The organism is Lacticaseibacillus sp. 53-4 (assembly GCF_016861805.1).
Lineage (GTDB): Bacteria > Bacillota > Bacilli > Lactobacillales > Lactobacillaceae > Lacticaseibacillus.
In genome coordinates, this window is the sequence record NZ_BOLT01000006.1 from 44965 (window position 1) to 71698 (window position 26734).

The following is a 26734-nucleotide window of genomic DNA, read 5'->3' on the forward strand; positions in this document are numbered from 1 at the left end:
GGCATGTTCATGAGTTACATGGTGTTGTTCGGACTGTACTTTATCGTTTGCCAAATCATCGTCACGAAAAAATGGTTTCCGGCCTTCCTTCGGCGGCAAAACGCGAGCGGGACGACGTTGCAGCAGATGGGCCTGATTGCCTTGAGCATCGTTGTCAGCACGCTGGCCCACCTGGGATGGGAGCTGCCGGTCATGGTCACGGTGTTCGGCGCTTCGGTCATCGCCGGCAAGTATCGCGACGTGTTTGAAAAAATGGAAAAGGGGCAGAAGGTTTGAATCCACGCAGAATCGGTATTTCACTTTACCCAGATCACAGCGACTTTGCCGCTAATCAGGACTATCTGCAGCGCGCCGCGAAGGCCGGGTTCTCGCGGATCTTCATGAGTATGTTGGAGGTCAGCGAGGGCAAGGACCAGGTGACGCACAAGTATCAGGCGCTGATCGGTGAGGCCAAGCAGCTGGGGTTTGAAGTCATTCTTGATGTGGCGCCGAATATTTTCGAAGCGTTGGGCATTTCCTACGATGACCTGAGCTACTTCGCCTTGCTGGGCGCGGATGGCATTCGGCTGGACCAGGGCTTTGACGGCAAAAAGGAAGCCATGCTGACCTACAATCCGCAGCACCTGGCCATCGAGCTCAACATGAGCAACGATGTCGCCTACCTTGATAACATCTTGAGCTACCAGGCGAACGTGCCGTTTTTGTACGGCTGCCACAATTTTTACCCACAGGAGGGCACTGGGCTGCCGTATGACTTTTTCGCCAGCGCGACCAGCCGCTTCAAGCGTCAAGGCGTGCGCACGGCGGCGTTCATCACTTCTCAAAGCGGCACACTGGGCCCCTGGAGTGTCAACGACGGCCTGCCGACGCTGGAAGCACACCGCCACCTGCCACTGGTGGTGCAGGCTAAGCACCTGTTTGCCACCGGCCTGATCGATGATGTGATCATCGGTAATGCGTATGCCAGCCAGGAAGAGCTGACCGCACTGGGCCAGCTGGACCGGTACCAGACACATTTTCAGCTCACGATGCTGCCAAGTGCCAGCGCCGTGGAGCGTGAAATCGTGCTGGCCAATCAGCATTTTCGCCGCGGTGATATCACGGACCGCATGATCTGCTCCACCGAGGTGCGCAAGCAGTACGCGGACCGGGCCAACCCGGCCCACGACAACACCGGTGAGTTCCAACGCGGGGATGTGGTGGTCGGCAACGACGACTTTGGCAAGTACAAAAATGAGCTGCAGGTCGTCCTGACGCCGCACCGCGATCCGCGCAAGAACAAGGTGGGCGCGATTGCCCCGGCGGAGCTGATGCTGCTGGATTTCATCAAGCCATGGACCAAATTTCAATTTGAAGAGGGGCATGAGGCATGACAGAGCTTTACATCAAAAATGGGCGCACGGCGGCCGGCGAGCCGATTGAGCTGGCAATCAACGGCGGCAAGATCACTGGGGTTGGCGCCCACCTGGACGGCATTCAAGCGGCACGCACGCTTGATGTGCACGGCGACTATGTGTCCGCCGGCTGGATCGACGATCACACGCACTGCTATCCCAAGCTGACGCTGTACTACGACGATCCAGACGAGGATGGGTACAAAACCGGCGTTACCACGGTGATCGACGCGGGCTCGACCGGCGCCGACAACATCGGCGACTTTCGGGCGATCGCGCAGACTAAGAAAACCAACGTGTACGCGATGATCAATGTCTCCAAGACCGGCATCTTGGCGCAGGACGAGCTCGGCGACATGAGTACGATCCAGGACCAGCTGGTGTTTGACGCCGTGGCCAAGTACTCGGATTTTATCGTGGGCATGAAGGTGCGCGAGAGCCACTCGGTGGTCATCGACAACGACGTCAAGCCGCTGATCGCCGGCAAGCGGATCCAGAAGGAACTGGGCGGCCTGCCGCTGATGACGCACGTCGGCGCGAATCCGCCGGAATTGAGCGATGTCTTGGCGCTCATGGAACCTGGCGACATTCTGACACACGCGTATAACGGCAAGCCAAATGGCATGCTGGATGCGCAGGGCAACATCGAGAATTTTGTCTGGCAGGCATACAACCGTGGCGTGATTTTTGACGTCGGCCACGGCACGGACAGCTTCAACTTCCACACCATGGAAGTCGCCAAGGCAGCCGGCATGCACCCGTTCTCCTTGAGCACTGACATTTACCACACGAACCGCACCAACGGGCCGGTGGTCGACATGGCGACGACAATGGAGAAAATGCTGCTGCTCGGGTATTCACTGAACGAGGTCGTGCCGATGGTCACCAGCGCCCCGGCCGCTAACTTCAACCTGCGCAGCAAGGGCCACTTGGCGCCCGGCTACGACGCCGACGTGACGGTTTTTGAAGTGAAAAAGGGCACAACGACGCTGACGGATTCCAACCACAACGACCGCATCGGCGACACGCTGATCGTGCCGACGCATGCAATCGTTGGCGGCAGCGTCTACGAATTGGAGGCCAACCATGACTGATGATGTATACCAGCGGTACTCACTCAAGCACGTGATCAACGCCAGCGGCAAGATGACGATCCTGGGCGTGTCAAAAGTTTCGAATACGGTGCTGGCGGCGCAGAAGGTCGGCGGCCAGAACTTTTTTGAAATGGCGGCTCTCACCGAAAAAACTGGCCAGCACATCGCCAAACTCCTGGGAGCGGAAGGCGCGCTGGTGATCAACTCGGCGTCTGCCGGGCTGGCGCTGGCGACCGCGGCCGTGATCGGGCAGGGCAGCGAATATCATGTTTACCACCCGAACGCCCCGCGGTTCAATAAGCGGGAAATCGTGATGCCCAAGGGCCACAACGTCGATTATGGCGCGCCTGAAGAGGTCATGATCGAGCTTGGCGTCGGGCAAGTTGTTGAGGCCGGGTACGCCAATATGTGCACGCCGGATCATGTTGACATGATGATCACTGACCAAACCGTCGCCGTGTTGTATGTGAAGAGCCACCACACCGTGCAGAAAAGCATGCTGTCGATTGAAGACGCGCTGACCGTAGCGCATAAGCACGGGCTGCCGCTGATCCTTGATGCCGCGGCGGAAGAGGACCTGCGCAAGTACGTGCAGCTCGGTGTCGATATCGTCGTGTTCTCTGGTGCCAAGGCGATTGAAGGACCGGCTTCTGGGCTGGTGTTTGGCAAGCAGCCGTACATCGACTGGATCGAAATGCAGACGCATGGCATCGGCCGGGCAATGAAAATTGGCAAGGACAACATCCTGGGGCTGACCGCCGCAATCGAGCAGTACCTGCAGGACGGCCCCGAGGACGGTGAACACATGAAGGCCCGCCTGGCGCCATTTTTAACGGCGCTGAACGAGGTGCCCGGGCTGACCGCGACTCAGGCCCAGGATGGTGCGGGCCGCGAGATATATCGCGCGAGCGTGAAGGTGGCCGCTGATGCGCCGCTGGACGCCAAGGCGGTGACGGCGGCTTTAAAGAGTGGCAACCCCGCGATCTACACGCGGGAGTACCGGGCCAACGAAGGCATCATTGAATTCGACATCCGTGCAGTCGACGAAGGCGAGATGGCGCAGATTGTTGCGCGGCTACGCCAAATCATGGAGGAAAACTAATGGCTGGATTGAAACCAAATTACTATCAGGACCGGGTGGCGCTGAACGTACTGGCTAACTCGGTGGAAAATGCTGAGGCCTGCTACAAGGCCGCTGAGGGTCACGTCGTGCTGGGCGTGTTGACTAAAAATTACCCAACGGACGAGGCCGCGATCGCCGACATGAAGCCGTACCAGCAGGCGATCGATAACGCCGTCTCCGTTGACCTCGGCGCTGGCGACCCGAATCAAAGCAGCATGGTGACCCGGGTGGCCGCGGCGATTCAGCCGCAGCATGTCAACCAGGTGTTCACCGGCGTGGGGGCCAGTCGCACCGCGCTCGGACAAGGCGACACTGTGATCAATGGCCTGGTCTCCCCGACGGGTCACGTGGGCACCGTCAACATCGCTACCGGCCCGCTGAGCAGTCAGCAGGCGGCCGCCGAAGTCCCAGTGGCAACTGCCATCGCGTTGCTGAAGGACATGGGTGGCACTTCAATCAAGTATTTTCCAATGAAGGGCTTGGCCCACGAGGCCGAGTTCCGCGCCGTCGCTGAGGCCTGCGCTGATAATGATTTTGACCTGGAACCGACCGGTGGCATCTCGCTCGACAACTTCGAGGAGATTCTGCAGATTGCCGTGGCCGCTGGCGTGCGCCGCATCATTCCGCATGTTTACAGCTCGATCATCGACAAAGCGACCGGCGATACGCGGCCGGAAGACGTCGCCAAGCTGTACGAAATCGTCAAAAAAGTCCTGGCGAATGCCTAAACCGTTCGTCGTCACTTTGGGGAGGGATTTGCGATGAAAATTGCGGCATTTGGCGAGGTGATGATGCGCCTAACTGTGCCCGACCAGTTGCTCCTGGAGCAGGCTGACCAGGTCCAGCTGAGCTTCACGGGCACCGGGGTCAACATTTTGGCCAGCTTGGCGCACTTCGGACACGAGACGGTGCTGGTGTCGGCGCTGCCGGCCAACCGAGTCGGGGACGCCGCCGCTGCAGGGCTGCGCCGTTTGGGGATGAGCGATCGCTTCATCGTTCGGCGCGGCGATCACATCGGCAGCTTTTTCGTGGAGCTGGGCTTTGGCAATCGTGCCGAGCAGGTGACTTATCTGAATCGCCTCGCCAGCGCGTTTGGGACCAGTACCACGGCCGATTATGATTTTGCCGGAGTGTTAACCGGGCTGGATGCGCTGCATATCTGCGGCATTTCGCTGAGTCTAAGTGAAGGCACACGTGAGGCGGCATTTGCCCTCGCGGATGCAGCCGCGGCGGGCCACGTGCCTGTGTATTTTGACTTCAATTACCGCGTCGCGCTGAACGCTGCGAACACGCATGAGCAGATGAAGGCCTACTATGAGCGTATCCTCAAGCCAAGCACTGTGGTCTTCGGCAGCCGGCGTGACCTGACCGATTTGATGGGCTACGACCGTCAGCAGAATGATGAGACGCTGTTCAGTCAGTTCGTTCGGGACCACGAGCTGCAGGCCTTTGCTGGCACCGAGCGCAGTGTGCGCGACGGCCGGACCTACATCCGGGGGTTCCTGTGCACACCGGCCGGGCTGACTTGGTCAGCAGAGCAGGAGCTCACCATTCTCGACCGCATCGGCGGCGGGGATGCTTATGCGGCCGGCATCATCCACGGGCTAAATGCTGGGTGGGCAGTCGATAAGGTGCTGGCGTTTGCGATTGCCAGCACCGCACTGGCCCATGCTCAGATTGGCGACAGTCCGCTGGCAACCGCTGAGCAGGTTGAAGCGTTTGTCAGCCATGGCGGCGGCACTGGGGCGTTGATCCGGTAGCGGTTAGTCGATATGGTTACACCAAAGGCATCGGAATCACCACTGAAATTAATTCGGCAGTGATTCCTTTTTATTGTTTCACGGGAAACATTGCGGATAGGATCTGGGGGCGCATTAGCTGCTCGAACAAGTTGGAAATTTCAATCTTCCATACCAAAAAGGACTGCCGGATAGTTACGGATATCCAACAGCCCTAAGGGGACTATCAACGGTGAACATGTGATGCTCAGTAAGCGGCTGAGCATCACGTGTTCACCGTCTAACTATGCTTTTGCACTATTTAGTTTGGGTGACTTGCTGGTGGCGTAGTAATACGAAATGACCTCTGAGAACCCGTAAAGAATGGTGCGGTTATCGACTTGGTACGGGGTGTTGTTGGCATCGTTGATGTGTGTTGAGGGCAGGATGATGTGTTCATCTGCTAGGCGCAGAAGCGGGGTTTCTTGATTCATTGTGATCAGGAAGCTCGCAGCGTGCTTGCGCTTGGCAGCGGTCAGAAGAGTCTGATACGAGGCGGTGGAACCTGTTACGGAAAAGATGATCAACAGGTCCTGATCGGTTACCGCCTGGCTCAGATAGTCTACGCGGATCCGGTCGGTGACCGGCTCAATAAAGCGCTCCTCGGAATACATGGAGTAGGCCAGCTGCTCCGCCGACAGTCCAGTGTTGCCGATCCCAATGGCCTTGATGCTTTGGTGGGCATGCATCGCTTTTGCCAGTGCGGTCAATTGCGGCTCAAGGTCAAGCGTCGCCAGGGTCTGGAAGGTCTGAACGTACCCGCGCATGACGCGCTGAAGCCGGGTTTCTGAAACGGGCGTCTGGGCGTCTTCTTTGATAAACTTGGCCACGTCAAGTTTGAATTCCGGGTAGCCTTGGTACCCAACTTTCTTGACGAAGCGCTGAATTGAAGCGACAGACACGCGGTAAGTTTTTGCCGCATCCTGAATCGACATCTCCAGAGATGGCTTAGGATTGGCTAAGACCGCCTGGTAGACCTTCTTTTCAGTCTTTGTCAGTGTTGTGTAATAAATACCAATACGTTCTTCCAGATCCATCGCTATCACCCTTCGTCAATGATAGCCCCATTCTAGCATTAAACCGCCCGCAAGCGGCAAGGCTTGTGGGCGGTCAGCTTAAGCGTCAATTACTTAGCAGCTTGGGCGGTAGCGGCCTCATCTTCCTTGATCAACTGGCGATCGTACGCAATCATGAATGGTGCGACAATCACAAAGTCGAGTGCGAAGATGACGAACCAAACCACCAGTGAGTGCCAGTCGAGCGTCGAAATCAAGGCATACAGTGGTGCTGGCAGGGTCCACGGAACACTCATCGCTGTCTTGCTCATAAAGCCAAGTGTTGTGGCGAAGTAGGCAATTGGCATATCAAAGAGCAGGCAGATGAAACTTGGAATGAAGGTGAACAGGTTCATAACAGTCGGGACACCGAACACCTGAGGCTCATTGATGTTAAACAGAGTAGCAGGCCAAGCCAAGCGAGAAAGGGACTTCAACTTGGCAGATTTAGCAAAGACCAGCATGCTGACCAAAATGGCAATGTAGACGGCGGCTTCACCAAAGATGAAGGTAAAGTTACCAACGAAGATATTGGTCAGCGGCTTGTGGTTCGCGTATTCTTGCAGGTTCTGAACCAAACCGGCGGTGAAAATAGGGGTGGTGACGGCGGAAATCATGTTGTCCCCGTGAATCCCAAAGAACCAGAAGATCAACGCCACTTCGACGAGAATCATCATGGAGATCAGCGTGGCCCCAGCGTGCATCAGTGGCTGGAAGACCGCGAAGACGAAAGTCCCGATGTTTGTCCCAAAGTGGCCCATGATGCCGTTGATCGCCCCAAACAGCAAGATGTTTGCGACCAACGGAATCAGTACCTCGAACGGTGCCGCGACGGCCTGTGGCACTTGAGCGGGCATCTTGATTGCGATTTTATGGTTGATCAAGAAGCGGTTCACTTCAATAACAGCAAGTCCGATAATAATGGCAGCGAACATAGAATTCGAACCCAGCAACGTGGTGTCGATCTGGAGCTTGCCCTTCACGGTTGCCGGTGTTGCAACAACCGCCAAGAAGGTCATCAGCGCAACCAGTGCGTTTGGAAAAGCGGCCATCTTGTAGGAACGAGCCAACTGGAATGAGACCCCAAGGACAACATAAAGTGAGATCACACCGATCGACAGGTTGAACGGCACGGTAAGAACGTTGTAATACGTGTGCGCCCAATTCATCCAAGCCAGCAGAAAATCGTTGAAGAAGTTGGTCGGCTTGACGAGTTGCGTGTTGACTGGTGGATTTGCGATCATCAACGCGATACCACCAACGATAGTGTATGGAACCAAGTTTGTCAGACCGTCTCGAAGAGCAGCTAAGTGCCGCTGATTTGAGATGCGGTTGGCAACTGGAACAATTTTCGCTTCCATAAACGACTGGAATCTTTCAAAGAAGCGGTTCATGCTTTTCATAACCATGCCTCCTAGCATCTTTTGGAACCCTTTACAACGTCAGTATATCAGCACTGATATAAATATCAAGTATAAATTTAAAGTTGATATTTTTGCTCAGTTAGCTTAGACTGTCCTTGTATGAAGGAGGCATTCTCAATGCTGGCAGGTTCGCACTACGAGATCATTAATCCAGAAGTTGGCTGTGAGATGGAAGGGTACGAGAGTCGGTTCGCCACAGGAATTCATGACGACTTGTCTGTCTCTGCGCTGTACTTGGAGGCGCAGTCAACCAGATTGCTGTTCATTGCGTTAGATATGGTGGCGGTCCCGAGTTACCGCGTTGACCGGATCAAGCGCGCACTGCAGGAGCAGATGGACTTAGCTCCGGAGCAGGTCATCATTTCAGCGATTCATACGCATTCCGGCCCGACCGTCACAGATCTTCTATTAGACAGTCCCCACATTGATGAAGGCTATTGGGCTAAGGTGACCGCAGCAGCAGTCAAGGCGGCAGAGCGGGCGGCCGCAGATCCTCGCCCAGGGGAGCTGGCGCTGCGTGTCTCAAAGGTGCCGGCAGGTATTTATGCCAACAGGAATCGGCAGGATCTTCCTTATAACCCAGATATCGTGCAGCTGGTCGTGCTGACGGCAGATCAAAAGCTTCAGGCAAGCCTGTTCCTGTTGGGCTCGCATCCGACCATTATGAATGCCAAAAATACCCAGATCACGGCTGACCTTGTTGGCGGTGTGCGCCATTATTACCAGGCGGTATATGGAATCAGGCCACTGGTTATGTTGACTGATTGCGGGGATACCAGCACGCGCTACACGCGCAAAGAAAGTTCTTTCGCAGAAGTCGACACTAAAGCCAAAGCCTTGGTCGATAGCTTAGCGACGTATCGTGAGAAACGCGTCTCTTTGGAAAAAATGCAGGTCAAAATTGTTCCGTTTGGCAGCGACTATGATCCCATCACTGCGCCTCAGGCTGACGCATTGTGGCGTAAGGTCAACGACGATTACGACAACGCTACGGGAGATCGGCGCGCTGAACTGGCTGGTTTTCTGAGCACCTATCGGCATATCAGGTACTTTGGCCATACTCATTTTCAGACCACGAGTGAGGTAATCGACATGCCGGGGTTCCGGATCGTGACTTATCCAGGCGAGCTAGTAAATGCCTTTGGATCAGCGATACGCTCGATTGACGGTAAACCAACGCTGCTGATCACACTGGCCAATGATTACCGGGGTTATTCGGTAGACGAGGCGGAGTTTGGGCAGTACTTTGAGAGCTACAATAGTGTCTTTCTCAAAGGTGAGGCAGACAAATTTGTCGAAAAGATTCGGCAGGCCGAGCGCAGTCTGGCAGCAATAAGAGAATCGTGAAGAGAAGATTAGTCCAGAAAGAGCCTCAGATGAGGCTCTTTTTTTGATGAGGGTTCATTTGCCTGTGAAACCGTATTCGCATTTTTAAATGGTTTCGCTTACAATAACCCGGTAATGCGAAGGAGGTTCCATTGAAATGGACTATACAACAGATGTCGTTGTCATTGGGGCAGGTGCCGCTGGTTTTGGCGCTGCAATCACCCTGGCTGACGCGGGAAAGCACGTCATGTTACTGGAGAAGGGCAATAAGTACGGCGGTGCCGGCATGTTCGGCGCCCAAGGCCTGTTTGCGGTTGGCAGTCGTGCACAGAAAGAGGCCGGCAGTGACTTTACCGTGAAGGAAGCTTACACGGAAATGATGGATTATACGCATTACCGTTCCGATCCAGCCATCACGAAGGCCATTCTCAGCAAGTCTGCCGACACGATCGACTGGCTGGCGGCTCACGGGCTGCGCACCGAGCTGGTCAATAATACCCAAGAGGTCCACCAAGGCCGGCCCAAGGTTTACCACCAGTACATCGACAAGTTCGCCGGGTTCGATCGCCTGGCCCAAGGATTCAAGGACAAGGGCGGCCAGTTGCTGCTGGAGACCTATGCGACCGAGATTACGGCAACGGACGGCCACGTGTCCGCTGTGAAAATCGATGGCAAAAATGGCACTGGGACCATCAGCTGCCAGGCCGTGATTGTCGCAGATGGTGGTTATATTGGCAGTAAAAAGATGGTCAATGCAAACCTCGCGATCGATCCCTCGAACCTTTATAGCATGGGTGAGCGCAAGGCGACCGGTGATGGGATCAAGATGCTCAACGCGATTGGTGCGGATACGCGCAAGCTGGGCAATTTTGAAAACCACGCGGCTTCTGTGGTATCGACCAAAGATCCGAAGTGGCACAATCAGACCATCTTTACGTTGACTAATCTGCCGTTTCTTTGGCTCAATCGGCGTGGGGAGCGTTTTGTGGATGAAAGCATCTGCTACGATTTCGCGCTGTGGGGCAACATTACTTACACGCAAGGCGGGTACTATTACTACGTGCTCGACCAGGCGACAGTCGATTATCTGCGCGCCAACAAGCTTGATTGGACCGACTCGTTTGAGCGGACCTTTACCAGCCTCGCGCATACACCGGTGACGCACCAAGTGGGGCCATTCCCGGATCTTCCTGCCGATCTCGAAGATGCTGAGACCCAAGGCGCTGCTTGCCATGCAGATACCCTTGACGAGTTAGCGGCAAAGCTGGGCGTCTCTGCTGCTACAGTAACGGCCGCGGTGACCGATTATAATGCAGCGGTGAAGGCGAAGGATGACGAAACCTTCTACAAGCCGAGCGACTATCTGCGTTTTTCGGTTGAAAAGGGTCCGTTCTACGCGGTCAAAGCGCAGTCGACCTCGCTTGGGACCATCGGTGGTGTGGCCACAGATGCGCACATGCAAGTGCTGACCACAGATGGCAAGCCAATTCCAGGCGCCTATGTCGCTGGCAATGACGCCAACGGGATGTACGATACCTCTTATCCAACGATGGAAGGCATCAGCTGTGCGTTCGCTTGGAATTCCGGGCGGATCGCTGGCGAAGCAGCTAGGGAGCAGATTGCGAAATAGTTACTGGCGATTCTTGCTGACGCTGGTGTGAAGAACTTGTGATGAGTGGTAACAGTCGCATGGCAGCCATTGCCTGCGACTTTTTTTATATGGTGGCAGGACGCCTTATTTGTACGCTTCATGGGCGCGCAACCAACACTTTTCGGTGAGAGGCGATTTGACGCAAAAGGCTTCAAAAAAATGGGGCCACATGCTCAAATTTCCAAAAGCATACACGACAAATTTACAAATTGGCGCGGTCGGTGCCCACAAATCGCGATGGTATAAGGACTGCGACTGTTCTGGCGAATATGACAATGTTGTTCATATTTTTATTAAACACTCAACCCCATGAAGCGCAAAGGTTTGTACAATTCACTGCGCCAATTCAAAAATTTGTCGTGTGTCATTTTCTCAATTTCCACATGTCGGCACATTTAAAATCGTCCTTTAGCGATTTTTTCGTTCTGGCCCGAAGCACCGCGCACTGGTGACCATCGCCGACGATTCAGCCGCCGCCCAAGTGTCGACGAATCTGCTTGAATCCTCCGCGATTATTGGTACACTGATTCTAATTACTTTTTAATGGTTTGGGGGGCGACGGCAGTGACAGGTGACTTATCTTTTCGTTCGGGATTGAAGGACGTCTTGCCCACTGTGTTCGGCTACATCGGCGTCGGGCTTGCGTTCGGGGTCGTCGCGCACACGGCTGGCATCGCCTGGTGGCTGGTCGCACTGATGTCGCTGATTGTCTACGGCGGGTCGGTGCAGTTTGTACTGGCGACGATGCTGGCTGCCGCGAGTCCCATCAGCGCGATGCTGGTGTCCGCCATTTTGATCAACTCGCGGATGAGTCTGATGAGTATGACGGTCGCGCCGTACATTAAAGAAGAGTCACTGCTGCAAAACATCATGATTGGGACACTTTTGACCGACGAGACCTTTGCGCTGTCGATGAATAAGGTCAACTACACGGACCACAAGCTGAAGCCTGCGTGGTTTCATGCGGCCAACGTCGGCGCGTACCTCGTGTGGATGCTGGCGACGGTGGTCGGGGCGCTGCTCGGCGGGCTGATCCCGAATCCCAACGCGTTTGGGCTGGATTTTGCCGCGGTGGCGATGTTCATCGGGCTCTTGTACCTGCAAATGATTGGCGACCGCAGTAAGCCACTGGTGCGCCAGGCCCAGATCGTGGTTGTGGTCATGGTGATGATGTATGTGCTGATGCGTTTTTTCCCGGGGTCGACGGCGATGCTGATCGCGACAGTGGCCGGCTGCCTGATTGGAATGGGGGTCGAGCGCGCGCATGTCTAATTCATATGTCCTGATGACGATCCTCGCGTGCGGGTTTGCGCTGTGGCTGTTAAAAGTCGTGCCGCTGATCCTGGCGAAGGCGTTCCGATTCCCGAAGCCGCTGGTGCAATTCCTCTCGTTTGTCCCGATTGCGATTTTCGCCGCAATCATTGCTGAAAATATCTTCGTTTATCACCGAGGTGCCTGGCCGGGCATCAACTGGGAAAACCTGCTGGCGTCGGTGCCGGCGGTGATCACGGCGGTTGTTTCCAAGAGCCTGCTTGCGGTCGTGATTGTCGGCGTTGTCGCGATGGCGCTGATTCGCCTGCTCGGTTGGGGATGAAAACGGCTCTATCTCTGCGTTTCGTTGCAGAGATAGGGCCATTTTGATTGGTCATTAAGCTTTGTGCTTACGGAAAAATGCGAGTACTGTGCTCAGCAGGGTGATCAAGCCAAAGGTGGTGATGGCAATATTGGGTTGGTCACCTGTTTGCGGCAGCTGGTTCTGGTTATTCAAAGTGTGCCTAGAATTGGCGGACTGCTTGGTTGGAAAGGAACGAATCGGACTAGGATTAGGCGTAAGACCGGGCGTTGACTTTGGTTTAGGCTTCGGCTCAGGTTTTGTTTCAGGTTTTGGCGCCGGTTTTGGTTCTGGTTTAGGCTCCGGTTTCGGCTCAGGTACTGGTTCAGGTTCAGGTTTTGGCTCTGGTTTTGGTTCAGGTCTCGGTTCAGGTTTTGGCTCTGGTTTTGGTTCAGGTCTCGGTTCAGGTTTTGGCTCCGGTTTTGGTTCAGGTCTCGGTTCAGGTTTTGGTTCCGGTTTCGATTCAGGTTTTGGTTCCGGTTTTGGTTCGGGTTTTGGATCTGGCTTTGGTTCGGGTTTTGGATCGGGCTTCGGCTCAGGCTTTGGCTCAGGTTTAGGCTCCGGTTTCGGTTCAGGTTTGGGTTCTGGCTTGGGTTCAGGTTTTGGTTCCGGCTTTTCCGGCGTGCTCTGTGCGACAATGACGAAAGTTTGGCCGTGGCCGTAGCTGGTCATTTTGCCGCCATCGGTGCGCTCAATGTGAATGTATGAGACAACGGGCGCCGTGCTCGTTTCGCCGTGAACTGAGATGGTGAAATGGATTGTGAAACGGCCGCCGGGTGCCATTGGGTCTTCAGCCGTGACGCTGACAACTGTCATTTTCACGTTCGGATTGTCTGAGACGAGTGTCATGTGCTCAAGTGGCAGTCGACCATCGGCGCCATAATAACCCACGGTGCAGGTGCCTTGGTAAGTTTTGTCGGCAGTCACCTTCATCACATCGGAGTTGTGACCGACGCCTTCGATTTTGACGTTAAAGCTGCTGGGATACAGCACTGACGCGTCGCCCGCAGCGACTGTCCGGGTCGTGGCGGATGTTGCTGCGTGAACGATTTGTGTGGTCAATGGTGAAACGCCGAGCAGCGCCAGGACGCTAACGGCGGTGAATAACGTACGCTTTTTCAAATGTATAAACCTCCTATCAGGGGGATTGTAACAGGTAGTCTAGACCAATTTACCCGTTTTAAGCGAGCCGCAATTGAAGTTTCATGTCCCTCTCATTCGCCGTGACTTTTGTATTTTCGCGCCGGTTCGACTAAAGTTAACGTGAACGATTTCATGGGAGGTAATACGATGATCACAATGGCTTATATCGGCAACGGCAAGGCGACGAATCGCTATCACTTGCCGTTTTCGCGGCAGGTGAAAGACATTCGGGTGAAGACGATTTACGCGCGGCACGATGACTCGCCGTGGGCCAAGCTCCCAGACGTTAAATACACCACTAACATCAACGATATCTGGGACGACCCGGAGATTCAGCTGGTTGCGATCACCACGCCGCCGCAGGCCCATTTTGAGCTCGCCAAAGCCGCGCTGGACCATGGCAAGAACGTTCTGCTGGAAAAGCCATTCACGGCCACGGCCCACGAGGCGCGCGAACTTTTCGACCACGCCAAGCAAAAGGGGCTGCTGCTGGAAGGCTACCAGAACCGGCGTTTCGACTCGGACTTTCTCACCGTGCAGAAGGTGATCGAGTCCGGCAAGCTGGGTAAGGTTTACGAAGTCGAGGATAATTTTGACTACTACCGCGCCGCTGCCGTGGAAAAAAGTACCGGGTACTCGCGGCTGGGCAGCTTCCTGTACGGCCACGCTGTGCACACAATGGACCAGGTGCTGTCTTACTGGGGCACGCCGGTCAGCGTCGACTACGACGTGCGCCAGCTGCTGGGGCCGGACCACATGGCCGATTATTTCGACATCGGCATGCACTACCCAGACAGCTTGAAGGTGTCGGTCAAGTCGAGCTTCTTCCGGTTGAATTACCGCCCGTCGTTTGTGGTGTACGGCACCCGCGGCCGCTTCCTGAAGCAGGAAACCGACCAGCAGGAAGCCATGATGAAAAAGTTCTACATGCCGGGGCCTGACCATCCCGACTTCGGCGTCGACCGGCCGGACCAGTATGGGACGCTGTCCTACCTGGACGACGCGGGCCAATACCACGAGGAAAAGGTCGTCTCTGAGGTCGGCGGCTACCAGAAGTATTACGAGGCGCTGGTCGACACTTTGGAAAATGGCGCCGTGCCGGTGGTCACGCCGGAGCAGACCATCACGCTGATGACGCTGCTGGAACAAGGCGCCGAGCAGCTTGAGGCAACGTTGTAGAGAGGTCCCGCTGAGGCGGGGATTTTTTCGTGTAGCGGGCGACCGAACCCAAAGTGTGATTGAGAAAAGCGCAGAAAGCGCTTGCATAAATTGCCGTTCATCTGGTAAACTATATTTATGCAAGACATAAGCAACCTCCAATAAGAGACACCAGTTCCAAGCGTCCTTTCTTACCATCTTTTCCTCCTCCTATTAGGAAAGATAGCGAAGCAGCGGGTAACCGTTGCTTTTTTATTTTGCAATCAAAAAGCGTCACCCTCAGGTTGGGATGACGCATGCATTAGTTTAGGTCGTTTGAAGTTAGAAAAATATGGCGCAAGCATCAGCCGCGACGGGGTCGTCAATCTTGGCGAGCTGCTGCCAGACGGTGTAGCTGAGGCTGGCGCGTGTGTCGATGCTGGCGTCCAGGTAGTGCGCAATGGCCTGTTGATACGCTGCCGGGAAGTGGTTATACCGAGCGAAATCGCAGAGCCGAGAGAGAAGGCCGATTGCCCGTTCCTGACAGATCGAGTTGTCTCGCGGGTCCTCCAGCGCAATCTGATTGTTGAGGATTCGCGACTCCGCCAGGCGCACCTCGAATTCGTCGGCTTCGAGGACCGGCTGAGTGGCGAAAAAGAGGGCCAAACTTTGGACCAGCCGCAGCTGATCCGCGGCGACGCCGGTGGCGGTGTTGGGATTCAGGTCGAAGCCGCGCAGCTCAAGGTGGGACACACCTTCGGTCAACAGCGCGCGTGGGTCTTTGCCCACTTTACTTTTCAGCCGCACTGGTTCGTAGTACTGGCCTGGCGCCAGCAGCTCACCCTTTTCGAGCGCCTTTTCGATGCGAGCAACATAGCCCGAAACTGAGTGGTAGTCACCGTGGATGTTGGTCGGGAAACCCAACGGGCTGCTGCGAAGGCTGCGGACTGGGTGCGTTGGCGCATCACCCGGGAAATACCCGGCAAACGCCAGCGGGGTCGCGCCGAAGAGATACGTGAACAGCCAGCGGTGGAGCATGAAGTATTGCGCCAAGTGCACGTAAAGCTCATCGGTCGTCGTAAAGTCCGTCAGCCGAAGCAGCTCGGTCAGCGCCTGCTCGCTGAAGCTGAGGTTGATGTGGATGCCAGTGTTGAGAATGCGGCGCAGATCATAGATGTGACTGAGGCGCTCTCGGTAGTCATAAGTTTCTGTTGGCTGCCTGGAGATATGCTTTTGCGCCAGCATCTCTGACAGTGGTGGGGGACAGCTGTATGGCCAGAGCCGTTCGTCTGGTGCCAGGTGGCTCGCGGCTGCGCGAATAATCTGTTCCCCGCGCGCGAGGTTTTTGTCGACGACAGGTTCGAACGGCAGCGCGAACTCGATCTGCGCGTTGAAGAATTCGTGCTCGACAAAATCACGCATGTCAGCATTGAAGTTGGCGGGGAACGGTCGCTCGCTCAGCCGGTTCTCCGGATCGACGCGGACCTTCTCCACCTCGATGCCAATGTTGGTGTGGCACGCCACGATCTCATCCAGAGGTATCTCGTTTGCAGCTTTTATAATCAATTCAACCACCTCGCTCAGTCGGTGACAGTCGCGTTGCCTGTATAAATCGACTATATACCCACGGATAGAGGGGACTCAAAAAATACGTCCTGAGTAAGTACAAAGGAAGCCTGTTAAATATGCAAGTACGGCTAATTGGAGGATAAACATCCGGTTCTATCGAGGAAGTGATTTAAAGGATTGGCGTAAGAGCAACCTCTTATCATGCTTGCAATAACCAGGGAATATCATGTTGCAGCACAATTTTGGTTTTTGAATCATGTTAAGCAGAGAGATTCCATCGTACCCAGCCGGACAGATGCCGGTAAGCGACCCAAGCCACCCGTGGCGGGCGTCTTCGTACTGCCTGCAGACGCCAGAGTGCGAGTTAAGTCTGGAATGCTAGATATGTTCGCCATAACGTTTATGAACAATACCGCAGAGGTTGGCGAGAGCGAGACTTCGCATGCCCTTGTACTGTCTATTGAGCCTTAGTGCTCACTACTGTACAAGTCGGAAACCCTAATGACCCTGGGGCTTAGCCCTCATCAATGCCATCGTTCTACATTTAATTTAATCAGGTGTGACAAAAGACGAAACTAATCGTCCATTTTTGAAAGTGCATTCATTCTATAATTAAATCGTGGAAAGGAGCGTGAGGTTTCATGGATAGTCGGGAAATGACCGTATTGCATACAATCGTTTCCGCTCCTGATGTGACGAGTACGGATATCCTTAGCCGGCTAGGGATTACCCGGCGTCAGCTGGACTATTCAATCAAAAAAATCAACAAGCATTTGAAGGAGATTAACCTGCCGCAGATTAAGCGGACACGCAATGGCGCGTTTGTGATTGGCTCCGAGCTCCTAAAATACCTCGCAAGTCTCGAAGCGGATACTCCTAACTCCGATGGTGGGGTACGCTATCGCGATGAGACACAGCGGATGTTTGACATTATTTTCTACGTTCTAGTCTGCGGCCAGTATATTTCCCTGAATCATCTGTTCAGCTTTCTGAACGTTGGCAAGACCACAGTGACCCAAGATCTGAAAGGGGTTGCGAACTACCTGGAGGAAAGGGGTCTCCAACTGTCGTATGACAGACAAAATGGTTACCGCATTCTTGGCCCTGAGCTGAAGATTCGTATCCTACTGCTGGAAGTAACCACTCGATTACAACGGTTTGAGGGCGGACAGAGCGACATCGAAGCCCTGGTGATTGTCAATCGCGAGGACACTGAGGCTATTGTGGCCAAGGCTGAAAAGGCGTTGCGCACAGATTATTCAGATCGATCGCGGAAATTACTAATCAGCTGTTTGCAGGCTAGTATCTCTCGGCTTCTGACTTTCCACAATCTGCGTTTTGACTTCGAGGAGCCCGCAGTTGCGAACAGCATCGAATATACCAAGTTACGTGACATTCTCCCCGAAAATTGGTACCACACCGAAAGCGACTTTCAGTGGCTCGTTCTGATCTTTCTCACTTCTAACACCTGGTATCGCGATGACAATACGCTTGATGAGGATTTCTCCCTTGCGGTGGACACGATGATTCACCGATTTGAGGAAATTACCTATAGCACGATCGACAAGCGCTCAGACTTTCGCGATAAGCTGATTGCTCATTTGCAACCAGCCTATTACCGAGTGAAATACGGGATGCCGCTGATTGAAAACACCTTCAGCGTTGGCGATGAAGATCGCAGCATTCTCATTGACATTGTTAGGGAAATTATCAAGCCAATCGAGAAATTGGCTGGCAAGCGTTTTCCAAATAATGAGCTGCAGCTGATTGCCTACTACTTCGGGTTGGTCCTTGATTCGGAATCAGGACAGCAGCACGACGCCCCTCATTTCAACCAAGCCAAGCGGCTGCGGGCGGGAATCGTCTCGAACGCAGGCATCGTCGAAACTCGGATCTTATACGCGCAGTTAGCGCAAACCTTCCCAGAGATCGAGCTCGCCAGTGCCAGTTCAGTGAGAGACTTCAATCCCGACCAAAGCCAAGTCGACCTCGTGTTCTCTACAGTGCCACTTACGACTAAGCTGAAGCAGTTCATTATTCCCACGAACATGAGTCGGATCCAGCAATTGAACCTGCGCTATCGCGTCCTGCGAGAGATGAACGTGGTGGCGATCGATGATAAGGTCAACAAAATTGTCGCGGCAGTGAGCAAGAATGCCAACATCATTGACATGGAGCGGCTGCGGCGCGATATCCAGCGTACCTTGTTGAGTGATGAAACGCGTTCCGAGCCGACGGAACTGCCTGCACTTGCCCACTATCTGAGTCGTCGACATATCGTGGTTAAGGACTACGTGGCGGACTGGAAAACGGCTATCGCGGCTTCTGCTGAAAAGCTCCTTAAAGATGGCTGCATCACTGCTCAGTATATCCAGCGTATTACTCGTGCGAATGCTGGAAAGGATGCATACAGCTTTTTGGGCAAGAGGATGGCGATTCCCCATGCCGACTCTGAAGGCGACGTTAAAAATGACGGTTTTGGCATTCTCGTGTTGAAGCAACCCACCGTCTTTCCTAATGGAATGAAGGTCAGCATTGTGGTAACGCTGGCAGTGGCAATCGTTGGGCCGCACATCAAGGCAATCAACCAGCTAGCTGAAATTGCCCTTGATTCCCACACCATCAAAAAAATCGTGGCAGCCAAAGACGCCGATGAGGTGTACGAAGTATTGATCAATGAAATAAAGGAGTAATTCTGGAAATGAAAGTTGAAGAGTATCCAAAGTTCACAGTGATTATGCGTGGCTACACAAGCCAGCAGGCTGACGCGATTTTACAGGCATTGGCTGGTTACGAAAGTCACTTTGCCATTGAGATGACGACCAATACGGAACACGCCGTCGAGCTGGTCAAGCAATTGAACCAGAAATACGGCGACAAAATCAACATTGGAGCCGGAACAGTGCTCAACATCAGCCAAGCGGAACAGATGATCAACGCTGGCGCCAAGTTCATGTTGGGACCAGTTAACTTCACCCAAGACATGTTTGCTTTAGCCAAGGCCAACAACGTGGTCACGGTGCCAGCAGCGTTTTCGCCAAGCGAGGTCTACCGCCTGTTTCAGCAAGGCGCGGACATCGTGAAGGTCTTCCCGGCGGATACGTTGGGGTCGCGGTACTTCCACGAGATTCAGGCACCGCTTGGCAAGCTGCCGTTGATGGCAGTTGGTGGGATCAATGCTGGAAATGCCCAGGAATATCTGGACAATGGGGCGTCGTACCTGGGCATCGGCTCCGGTATGTTCAGCAAATCAAGCCTTGCCAGTGCAGACGTTGAAAGTTTGAGAAGCGACATTCAGAAGTTTCTGAGTGCGGTTGGCATTAACGATTAGGTGGGGTTTGTCATGGTGGAAATTAAGTACGATCGGAACTTATTTTTTCCCTCTCAGCAGTTTGAATCTGCAACTGAGGCGCTGACCTTCTTAAGCGGTCAGCTGATTACTCAAGGTTATGCCAAGGATGGGTATACAGAGGCAATCCTGAAGCGGGAGCAGGTCTATCCGACCGGACTCCCCTCAGCTGAGCCGCGCGTTGCGATTCCGCATGCCGACAGTAAGTTTATCAATCAAACCGCGATTGCGGTCGCAACGCTGACCGAGCCGGTGACCTTCAGTGATATGGAGGACACCAAGAAGAACCTGGATGTCTCGATCATCATTATGCTGGCGATCAAGGAGCCACATGGTCAAGTTGAGATGCTCCAGAGCGTGGTCGGGATCATTCAGAATAATGTCCTGATGAAGCAGATCCTCAGCGCTACGGACCGGGATACGTTGTTTAAGTTGGTTACGTCAAATTTATAAGGAGTGTTGATTATTATGAAGCGAGTATTAGTAGCTTGTGGTAACGGGATTGCTACCTCCACTGTGGTAGCGTCCAAAATTCGGGATTATCTGCAGGAAAAAGGCATTCAAGCCGATACCACGCAGACTCGGCTGACTGAAGTGCCTGGTAAGGTTGAAGGATACGATTTGCTGGTCACGACAGGCGAATACGATGGCGACACGAAAGGTGTGCCATACATCAAAGGCATGTCCCTACTGACCGGGATTGGTGCGGATGACACACTGAAAGCAATTGGGGATCAGTTAAGCAAATAGCTCATGGAAAAATGGGGTGAAAACTAATGAATTATATTATGGACGCCTTTAATTGGCTGATTGCTGCCGGAGCCACTGTTATGCTTCCAGTCATCATCACAATTGTAGGGTTAGTATTCGGGTTAAAGATCACTCGTTCATTCAAGTCAGGCTTAACGTTGGGAATTGGTTTTGCCGGGATCAAGTTAATCTTGGACTTCATGACCACTAACGTTGGCCCAGCCGCTAAGGCGATGGTTGATCGGACCGGGGTTCATCTGACTGCCCTGGATGTTGGCTGGGGCTCAATCGCCGCGGTCACCTGGGCTTCTCCAATTATCGCGATCTTGATCTTCGTCATTTTGCTGGTGAATATCGTGCTGTTGATTCTCAAGCACACCAACACTCTGGATGTGGATATTTGGAACTACCACCACGTCGCAATTGTTGGGGTTATGGTTTACTTCGTGACGAAGAACGTCTGGCTTGGCGTCGGCGCATCGATTGTGATGGCGCTGATTACCTTCAAGCTGGCCGACTGGTCGCAGCCGATGGTGGAACACTTCTTCGGGATTCCTGGGGTTTCGCTGCCCACGGTTTCGGCACTGTCTTCTTTGGTTATCGCATGGCCGTTGAACTGGCTGTTGGATAAGATTCCGTTCTTCCGGAAGAGTAAGTTCTCGATTCGTGATGCGCAAAAGTATCTTGGTTTCTTCGGGGATTCAATGATCATGGGCTTGATTATCGGCATGGTAATCGGTATCCTTGCCGGTTACAACCTGACGCAAGTGTTGCAGTTAGGGGTATCGATGTCCGCTGTTCTGGTCTTGATTCCAAAGATGACCTCATTGTTCATGGAAGGCCTGATGCCGATTTCTGAAGCCGCTCAGAAGTGGTCTCAGAAACACTTCAAGGGCCGTAAGCTCTTCATTGGATTGGATGCTGCGGTTGTTGTTGGTAACCAGGACGTTATCACCACTGCCCTGATCATCATCCCACTGACGATTGCGATGGCCCTGGTGCTGCCAGGTAACCAGGTACTGCCTTTCGCTGACTTGGCGGTTGTTCCATTTAGGGTAGCGATGGTCGTTGCGCTGACCAATGGTAATCTCTTGAAGAACATCGTGATTGGCCTGGTTGTGACGGCTTCGCTGCTCTGGTGCGGTTCTTCAACTGCGCCGGTACTGACCAAGTTGGCCAAGTCCGTCGGGATCAAAGTCGGCTCGAACTCACTGCTGATTTCTTCTTTTGCGGCAACTTCAATGATCCAGAGCTGGCTGGTTTACATGGCGTTCACTACGCACCAGCTGATTCTGATTCCAGTCCTTCTGATTGTTTTCGCGTTGGTTTGGTACTACTTCGACGGGATCAAGAAGGTTAACGCTGCGACGAATGACGCAGCCGCTGACACGACGGCTGAGAACTAATTGGATTCAATTTTTGGGAGGTTTGTATTTTGAAGATTTCTTCAATTGATATTTATAAAGTAAAGCCACGTTGGATTTTTGTGAAGGTCAACACTGACGAAGGCATCTCGGGATGGGGTGAAATGATCTCCGGTACCAAGACTGAGACGGTGGTGACTGGTGCCAAAGAAATGGGTGATCGGCTCATTGGTCGGAATCCTTTCGAAATTGAACGCCTCTGGCAGGAACTGCACCGCTCCTTCTTCCGCGGTGGCCCGATCAACGGGACTATTATTTCCGGCCTGGAGATGGCCCTTTGGGACATCAAAGGCAAGGCCCTGAATGTGCCAGTCTATGAACTACTTGGTGGCGCTGCCCGAGATCGCATTCGTGTGTACTCGTGGATTGGCGGGGATCGTCCCTCCGATGTTGGCGAGCAGGCGCAAGTCCGGGTCGACAAAGGCTTCTCAGCGATTAAGATGAATGCAACCTCTGAGTTGCACTACATCGACTCTTATCAGAAGGTCCAAGCCGTGGTTGACCGGGTCGAGTCGATTCGCAACACCGTAGGCGATAAGCTTGAAATTGGTATCGATTTTCACGGTCGTGTTCACCGGCCAATGGCCAAGGTCTTAGCTAAAGCGCTCGAACCATACCACCCAATGTTCTTGGAGGAAGTGGTTCTGCCTGAAAACTGGGATTCTTTCGATGATATTGCCCGTGAGGTCTCAGTTCCACTGGCCACTGGTGAGCGGCTCTATACTCGCTGGCAGTTTAAGGAACTCTTCCAGCAAGGTGCAGTCGACATTGTTCAGCCAGACGTTGCGATGTGCGGTGGCATCCTTGAAACACGCAAGATTGCGGCAATGGCAGAAGCCTATGATATGGCTGTTGCACCACATGCTCCATACGGGCCGGTGGCACTGGCGGCAACGCTGCAAGTCGACGCTTGCACGCCTAACGTCTTCATCCAGGAGCAGAGCCTGGGTATTCACTACAACCAGGGCTTTGACCTGTTGGACTTTGTAAAGAACAAGGAAATCTTCCAATACAAGGATGGCTACGTCGATCTGCCGAAGGGTCCGGGTCTTGGTATCGATATGGACGAAGACAAGATCAAGGACATCGCTCAGCAGGGTCTGGTTTGGACTAACCCGAGCTGGAAGAACTACGACGGGACTATCGCGGAGTGGTAGTTTTCGCCAAGAGGGGATAAACAATGAATCAAGTCATCGTGATCGCAGTGCTGTTCGCAGCACTCTTAATCCTGGAATTCAACGAGCAGAAGCATATTGTCTTTGCCGCGCACACCACCAAGGTGAAGTACCTCATTGCGCTGGTGATTAGTGCCGTGTTACTTGTTCTATTTTGGCGAAGCGACATTGTCTATGATGCCAAAATTATTCTGATTGCTGTGCTTCTATGCAGCGTCGCGTTCCTCAAGCAGGGGCTAGGGCCAGACAAGGTTATTACATACGGTTCCGTGCTGATGGCGAGCGATTACAAGCGTTACGACTTGATTACCTTTGATAAACAAGAAGATCAGAGCCGATTAATGGTGACTTTCCGGTCCAAAAAATCGGGTGGTTATTCCCTTTTCTTCACAGACAATCAGGATCAAGTTATCAGTTTTCTCAGGAAGCTTGTTGGCGTTCATGTCATGTCTGAAGCTGAGTACGAGCGGCAGCAACAGGACAAGCAAAAGAAACAGGAGCAGTTTAATCACGAAGCCGTTGAGGTAATCAGAAACCGCAAGCGGAAGAGTGTGAAAGAAATCCTGCACGATAGCTTGAAAAACCGGGTTCGTCCAGCGCAAAAGTAGCATATTAAGATCATAGCTAGGTAGAGTAACCAGTATCGTTGAGGACATCTAGGCAAAGACCGTCTAGGTGTCTTTTTCTATCTCCTCGAGGAATAAACGAGAATTGCCGAATGCAGCAGTCATTGTTACCTGGATCTCTCACTGCTCAAAACTATTGAGGTTAGAAACTCATTGTGTGGCTTCCGCTTAGTAGGTCTCAGAACCAAATTTCAAAAAATGAACGGCGTTGCGTTCTCTCTGTATAATTGAATATTTCACAAAATAATCCGCCCCAAGCCCAGTTGCGTGCGCCTTACCGTTCGGATAAAATACAATTAATATGACATGGCATTTTGCCAAATTTATAAGGAAAAAGGATGATGATACATGGACAGTCCCGATGGTCAGAGGTCGATGACCCATTCTGAGGTGTCTGCGTTGCAGCAGGAGTTAAAGGTGCCGGATTTGGAGGCTGGGTTGACCAGCCAAGAGGCCGCCAAGCGCTTGGCGGAAAACGGACCAAACGCGCTGGAATCGTACACCACCCCGAAGTGGGTCATCTTCATTCGCCAGTTCAACAGCCTGATCATTTATATTTTGATTGGCGCCGCCGTACTGACAACTGTGATGGGGCACATGACCGATACGATTATTATCGGTCTGGTTATCATCATCAACGCGATTATTGGGTATTCGCAGGAGAACAACGCCTCAAACGCCCTGGAGCGGATCAAGCAGATGCTGTCGCACGAGGCGACGGTGTACCGCGACGGCGACCGCGTCGATGTCGATGCGGCCGACCTGGTCGTGGGCGACGTCGTGTTCCTCGAGGCGGGCGACAACGTGCCGGCCGACCTGCGCTTGTTTGACATCGACAACTTATCGATGCAGGAGGCGGCGCTGACTGGTGAGTCCAACTCGGTCGAGAAAACGGTCGACCCGCTGCCGGCCAACACGCCGCTGGCGGAGCGCACCAACATGGCCTTCGCCTCCACCGCCGTCGCGACAGGCTCGGGCATGGGCCTGGTCGTCGCGACCGGGAAAAACACCGAGCTGGGGAAAATTTCCCAGGCGGTCGCTGACGTGCGCAAGGGCAAGACGCCGATGATGACCGAGCTCGACAACCTGGGCAAGGGCATCTCCTACGCGATTTTGGCCGCTGCGGTGATTCTTTTTGCGCTGGGCATGTGGTCTGGCCATTACTCAGTCGGCACGCTTGCGCTGGCAGTTGTCACCATGGTCGTCGGCTCGATGCCTGAAGGCCTGCCAGCGACCACGTCTGTCGTGCTTGCGATGGGCATGCAGCAGCTGGTTAAAAAGGAAAACACGATCGTCAAAACGCTCCCGGCCGTCGAGACGCTGGGCTCGGTTGACGTGATCGCGACGGATAAAACCGGAACGCTCACGAAAAACGAAATGACGATCACCAACATCATCACGCCGCACCACGAATACACGGTGTCCGGCACGGGTTACGCCCCGACCGGTGAGTTCAGCCTGCGCGGCAAGCCCGTGGCCGCCAAGGACCGCGCGGACCTGCGCGACCTTTTGATTGCCGGCTTTGAAGCCAATGACACGACGCTGGCCGAGATTGACGGCAAGTACGAGATCAACGGCGAACCGACGGACGGGTCCTTTTTAACCGCGTACCACAAGGGGTTTGAAGACGAGCCGGACTACGAAGAACTCGATATGCTGCCGTTTGACTCGGACTACCGCTACATGGCCAAGCTGATGCAGCTGCCAAACGGTCAGCACCGCCTGTTCGTCAAGGGCTCGCCCGACAAGGTGCTGCCGATGGCGGAGGCGGCCGACCCGTCGTTTGACATCGAGCACTACCTCGAGTTGACGCGCACGTATTCCAAGCAGGGGATGCGCGTCATCGCCGTCGCCGCCGAGGACCTGCCCGACAGCGTCGATGAGATCACCGAAGGCCTGTGTGAGCATGGCGTGACCTTCCTGGGCCTGGCCGTCATCATCGATCCGCCACGCGAGGAAGTCATCGCGTCGATTCGCCAGATGCGCATGGCGGGCGTCAAGGTTCGCATGATCACCGGCGACCATCCGGATACCGCGCTGGCCATTGCCAAAAAGCTTGGTCTGGCGGACAGCCCCACCGTTGTCACCGGCACCGAGCTGGCGGAGATGAACGACAAGGACCGCACGCAGGCGATGATCTCCACGGATGTCTTCGCCCGCACCACGCCGGCTGACAAGCTGGCAATCGTCACCGCGCTCCAGGAAGCCGGCAACGTTACCGCGATGGTTGGCGACGGGGTCAACGACGCACCGGCGCTGAAAAAGGCCGACATTGGCGTCGCGATGGGCGAGTCCGGGACCGACGTGGCCAAGGACGCCGCTGACATGATCCTGACCGACGACAAGTTCACGACGATGGAAAAAGCCATCGCGCAGGGCCGTCGGATCTACGACAACATCAAAAAGAGTATCCTGTTCCTGCTGCCGACGTCGTTTGCCGAAGGGCTGATCATCGCGATCACCATCCTCACGCAGGACAACATGCCGCTGAACGCCAGCCAGATGCTGTGGATCAACATGGTTTCGGCCATCACGATCCAGTTCGCGTTCATCTGGGAGCCGGCCGAGCCTGGCATCATGGCCCGCCCGCCGCGCTCCAACACCGCTTCAATGATGAACTGGCACGACGTTTTTCAAATGGCGTACGTGTCGATCATGATCTCGGGCGTCGGGCTGCTCGCGCACGACTGGCTGCTGGACGGCGGCTATGTCAACGCGGCGGTGGCGTCGACGATGATGGTCAACATCATCATCCTGGGCAAGATTTTCTACCTGTTCAACATCCGCACCCACGCGCTGGCGCTGTCGAAGCAGTTTTTCTCCAACCCGATGGCGTTCGCCGTGATCGCGGCGATGATGGTGCTGCAGCTGTCGTTCACGTACATTCCGTTCATGCAGGACGTCTTCCGCACCGCGGGTATGTCCTGGCTGGAGTGGGGCGTGGCGGTCGGCGCCGGCGTCATCACCCTGGCTGTCACTGAGTGCGACAAAATGATCCGCCTAGCCTACCGCAAGTGGGCGCACCGCACCCACACGGCGGAAGTCAGCGGCTAAGTTTCAGTGATCAAAAACGACCCAGACCTGCGCGAAAACGCGGTGTCTGG

At 54.2% G+C, this 26734-nt stretch carries 23 protein-coding genes; 19 read left to right on the top strand and 4 right to left on the bottom strand.

Features of this window, described 5'->3' with window-relative positions; translation table 11 throughout:
- Positions 1–9 precede the first annotated feature (9 nt).
- The 6 genes from JUF21_RS03910 to JUF21_RS03935 are packed head-to-tail and all read left to right on the top strand — an operon-like array spanning position 10 to position 5371.
- On the top strand, positions 10–276 hold the full coding sequence (locus tag JUF21_RS03910) for a hypothetical protein (protein WP_203623647.1): 267 nt from the start codon (positions 10–12) through the stop codon (positions 274–276).
- Positions 273–1373, top strand: a complete 1101-nt coding sequence (locus tag JUF21_RS03915) for a DUF871 domain-containing protein (RefSeq protein ID WP_203663154.1) — start codon at positions 273–275, stop codon at positions 1371–1373. The genes JUF21_RS03910 and JUF21_RS03915 overlap by 4 nt, the downstream gene beginning before the upstream one ends.
- On the top strand, positions 1370–2488 hold the full coding sequence (locus JUF21_RS03920) for an amidohydrolase/deacetylase family metallohydrolase (protein ID WP_203623649.1): 1119 nt from the start codon (positions 1370–1372) through the stop codon (positions 2486–2488). Before JUF21_RS03915 ends, JUF21_RS03920 begins: the two co-directional genes overlap by 4 nt.
- Entirely contained in the window at positions 2481–3590 is a 1110-nt protein-coding gene (locus JUF21_RS03925; RefSeq protein ID WP_203663156.1) for a DgaE family pyridoxal phosphate-dependent ammonia lyase, read from the top strand. Before JUF21_RS03920 ends, JUF21_RS03925 begins: the two co-directional genes overlap by 8 nt.
- Entirely contained in the window at positions 3590–4339 is a 750-nt protein-coding gene (locus JUF21_RS03930) for a KDGP aldolase family protein (protein WP_203663157.1), read from the top strand. Before JUF21_RS03925 ends, JUF21_RS03930 begins: the two co-directional genes overlap by 1 nt.
- A gap of 33 nt (positions 4340–4372) precedes the next feature.
- Positions 4373–5371 (top strand): sugar kinase, encoded by a 999-nt coding sequence (locus tag JUF21_RS03935; protein ID WP_203663159.1) that lies wholly within the window; start codon positions 4373–4375, stop codon positions 5369–5371.
- A 263-nt stretch (positions 5372–5634) separates the two neighbouring features.
- On the opposite strand, the gene JUF21_RS03940 is transcribed toward JUF21_RS03935, so the two are convergent.
- Together JUF21_RS03940 and JUF21_RS03945 are read right to left on the bottom strand one after the other, a co-directional pair.
- Positions 5635–6426, bottom strand: coding sequence for a MurR/RpiR family transcriptional regulator (locus JUF21_RS03940; RefSeq protein WP_203623653.1), 792 nt, complete (start codon positions 6424–6426; stop codon positions 5635–5637).
- An 89-nt stretch (positions 6427–6515) separates the two neighbouring features.
- Positions 6516–7847 (bottom strand): PTS sugar transporter subunit IIC, encoded by a 1332-nt coding sequence (locus JUF21_RS03945; protein WP_203623654.1) that lies wholly within the window; start codon positions 7845–7847, stop codon positions 6516–6518.
- A 138-nt stretch (positions 7848–7985) separates the two neighbouring features.
- On the opposite strand from JUF21_RS03945, the gene JUF21_RS03950 reads away from it, so the two are divergent.
- The 4 genes from JUF21_RS03950 (at position 7986) to JUF21_RS03965 (ending at position 12439) form a co-directional block, all read left to right on the top strand.
- Positions 7986–9215, top strand: coding sequence for a neutral/alkaline non-lysosomal ceramidase N-terminal domain-containing protein (locus JUF21_RS03950; RefSeq protein WP_203623655.1), 1230 nt, complete (start codon positions 7986–7988; stop codon positions 9213–9215).
- Positions 9216–9351: 136 nt separating this feature from the next.
- A complete protein-coding gene (locus tag JUF21_RS03955) occupies positions 9352–10824 on the top strand; it encodes an FAD-dependent oxidoreductase (protein ID WP_203623656.1) in 1473 nt (490 codons plus the stop codon).
- 585 nt (positions 10825–11409) lie between these two features.
- Positions 11410–12117, top strand: a complete 708-nt coding sequence (locus JUF21_RS03960; protein WP_203623657.1) for an AzlC family ABC transporter permease — start codon at positions 11410–11412, stop codon at positions 12115–12117.
- The gene (locus tag JUF21_RS03965; protein WP_203623658.1) at positions 12110–12439 is read left to right on the top strand and encodes an AzlD domain-containing protein; all 330 of its coding nucleotides are present in this window, start codon (positions 12110–12112) and stop codon (positions 12437–12439) included. Before JUF21_RS03960 ends, JUF21_RS03965 begins: the two co-directional genes overlap by 8 nt.
- A 54-nt stretch (positions 12440–12493) precedes the next feature.
- Here the strand turns inward: JUF21_RS03965 and JUF21_RS03970 are convergent, their stop codons facing one another.
- Positions 12494–13579: an LPXTG cell wall anchor domain-containing protein gene (locus JUF21_RS03970; RefSeq protein ID WP_203663161.1), complete on the bottom strand. Its 1086-nt coding sequence runs from the start codon at positions 13577–13579 to the stop codon at positions 12494–12496.
- A 168-nt stretch (positions 13580–13747) separates the two neighbouring features.
- Here JUF21_RS03970 and JUF21_RS03975 point away from each other — a divergent pair, with 168 nt between their 5' ends.
- Positions 13748–14779: a Gfo/Idh/MocA family oxidoreductase gene (locus tag JUF21_RS03975; RefSeq protein ID WP_203623660.1), complete on the top strand. Its 1032-nt coding sequence runs from the start codon at positions 13748–13750 to the stop codon at positions 14777–14779.
- A 300-nt stretch (positions 14780–15079) separates the two neighbouring features.
- Here JUF21_RS03975 and JUF21_RS03980 read toward each other — a convergent pair whose 3' ends face one another.
- Positions 15080–16303 (bottom strand): hypothetical protein, encoded by a 1224-nt coding sequence (locus JUF21_RS03980; protein ID WP_203623661.1) that lies wholly within the window; start codon positions 16301–16303, stop codon positions 15080–15082.
- 644 nt (positions 16304–16947) lie between these two features.
- Here JUF21_RS03980 and JUF21_RS03985 point away from each other — a divergent pair.
- The 8 genes from JUF21_RS03985 (at position 16948) to JUF21_RS04020 (ending at position 26684) form a co-directional block, all read left to right on the top strand.
- The gene (locus JUF21_RS03985) at positions 16948–18999 is read left to right on the top strand and encodes a BglG family transcription antiterminator (RefSeq protein ID WP_203623662.1); all 2052 of its coding nucleotides are present in this window, start codon (positions 16948–16950) and stop codon (positions 18997–18999) included.
- An 8-nt stretch (positions 19000–19007) separates the two neighbouring features.
- A complete protein-coding gene (locus tag JUF21_RS03990) occupies positions 19008–19637 on the top strand; it encodes a bifunctional 4-hydroxy-2-oxoglutarate aldolase/2-dehydro-3-deoxy-phosphogluconate aldolase (RefSeq protein WP_203623663.1) in 630 nt (209 codons plus the stop codon).
- 12 nt (positions 19638–19649) lie between these two features.
- Complete coding sequence (locus JUF21_RS03995; protein WP_203623664.1) at positions 19650–20108, top strand: PTS sugar transporter subunit IIA; 459 nt, start codon at positions 19650–19652, stop codon at positions 20106–20108.
- Positions 20109–20123: 15 nt separating this feature from the next.
- Positions 20124–20405 (top strand): PTS sugar transporter subunit IIB, encoded by a 282-nt coding sequence (locus tag JUF21_RS04000; RefSeq protein ID WP_203623665.1) that lies wholly within the window; start codon positions 20124–20126, stop codon positions 20403–20405.
- Positions 20406–20431: 26 nt separating this feature from the next.
- The gene (locus JUF21_RS04005; protein ID WP_203623666.1) at positions 20432–21811 is read left to right on the top strand and encodes a PTS galactitol transporter subunit IIC; all 1380 of its coding nucleotides are present in this window, start codon (positions 20432–20434) and stop codon (positions 21809–21811) included.
- Positions 21812–21840: 29 nt separating this feature from the next.
- Complete coding sequence (gene dgoD, locus JUF21_RS04010; protein ID WP_203623667.1) at positions 21841–22986, top strand: galactonate dehydratase; 1146 nt, start codon at positions 21841–21843, stop codon at positions 22984–22986.
- A gap of 23 nt (positions 22987–23009) precedes the next feature.
- Positions 23010–23612: a hypothetical protein gene (locus JUF21_RS04015; protein WP_203623668.1), complete on the top strand. Its 603-nt coding sequence runs from the start codon at positions 23010–23012 to the stop codon at positions 23610–23612.
- Positions 23613–23978: 366 nt separating this feature from the next.
- Entirely contained in the window at positions 23979–26684 is a 2706-nt protein-coding gene (locus JUF21_RS04020; protein WP_203663163.1) for an HAD-IC family P-type ATPase, read from the top strand.
- Positions 26685–26734: the final 50 nt, after the last annotated feature.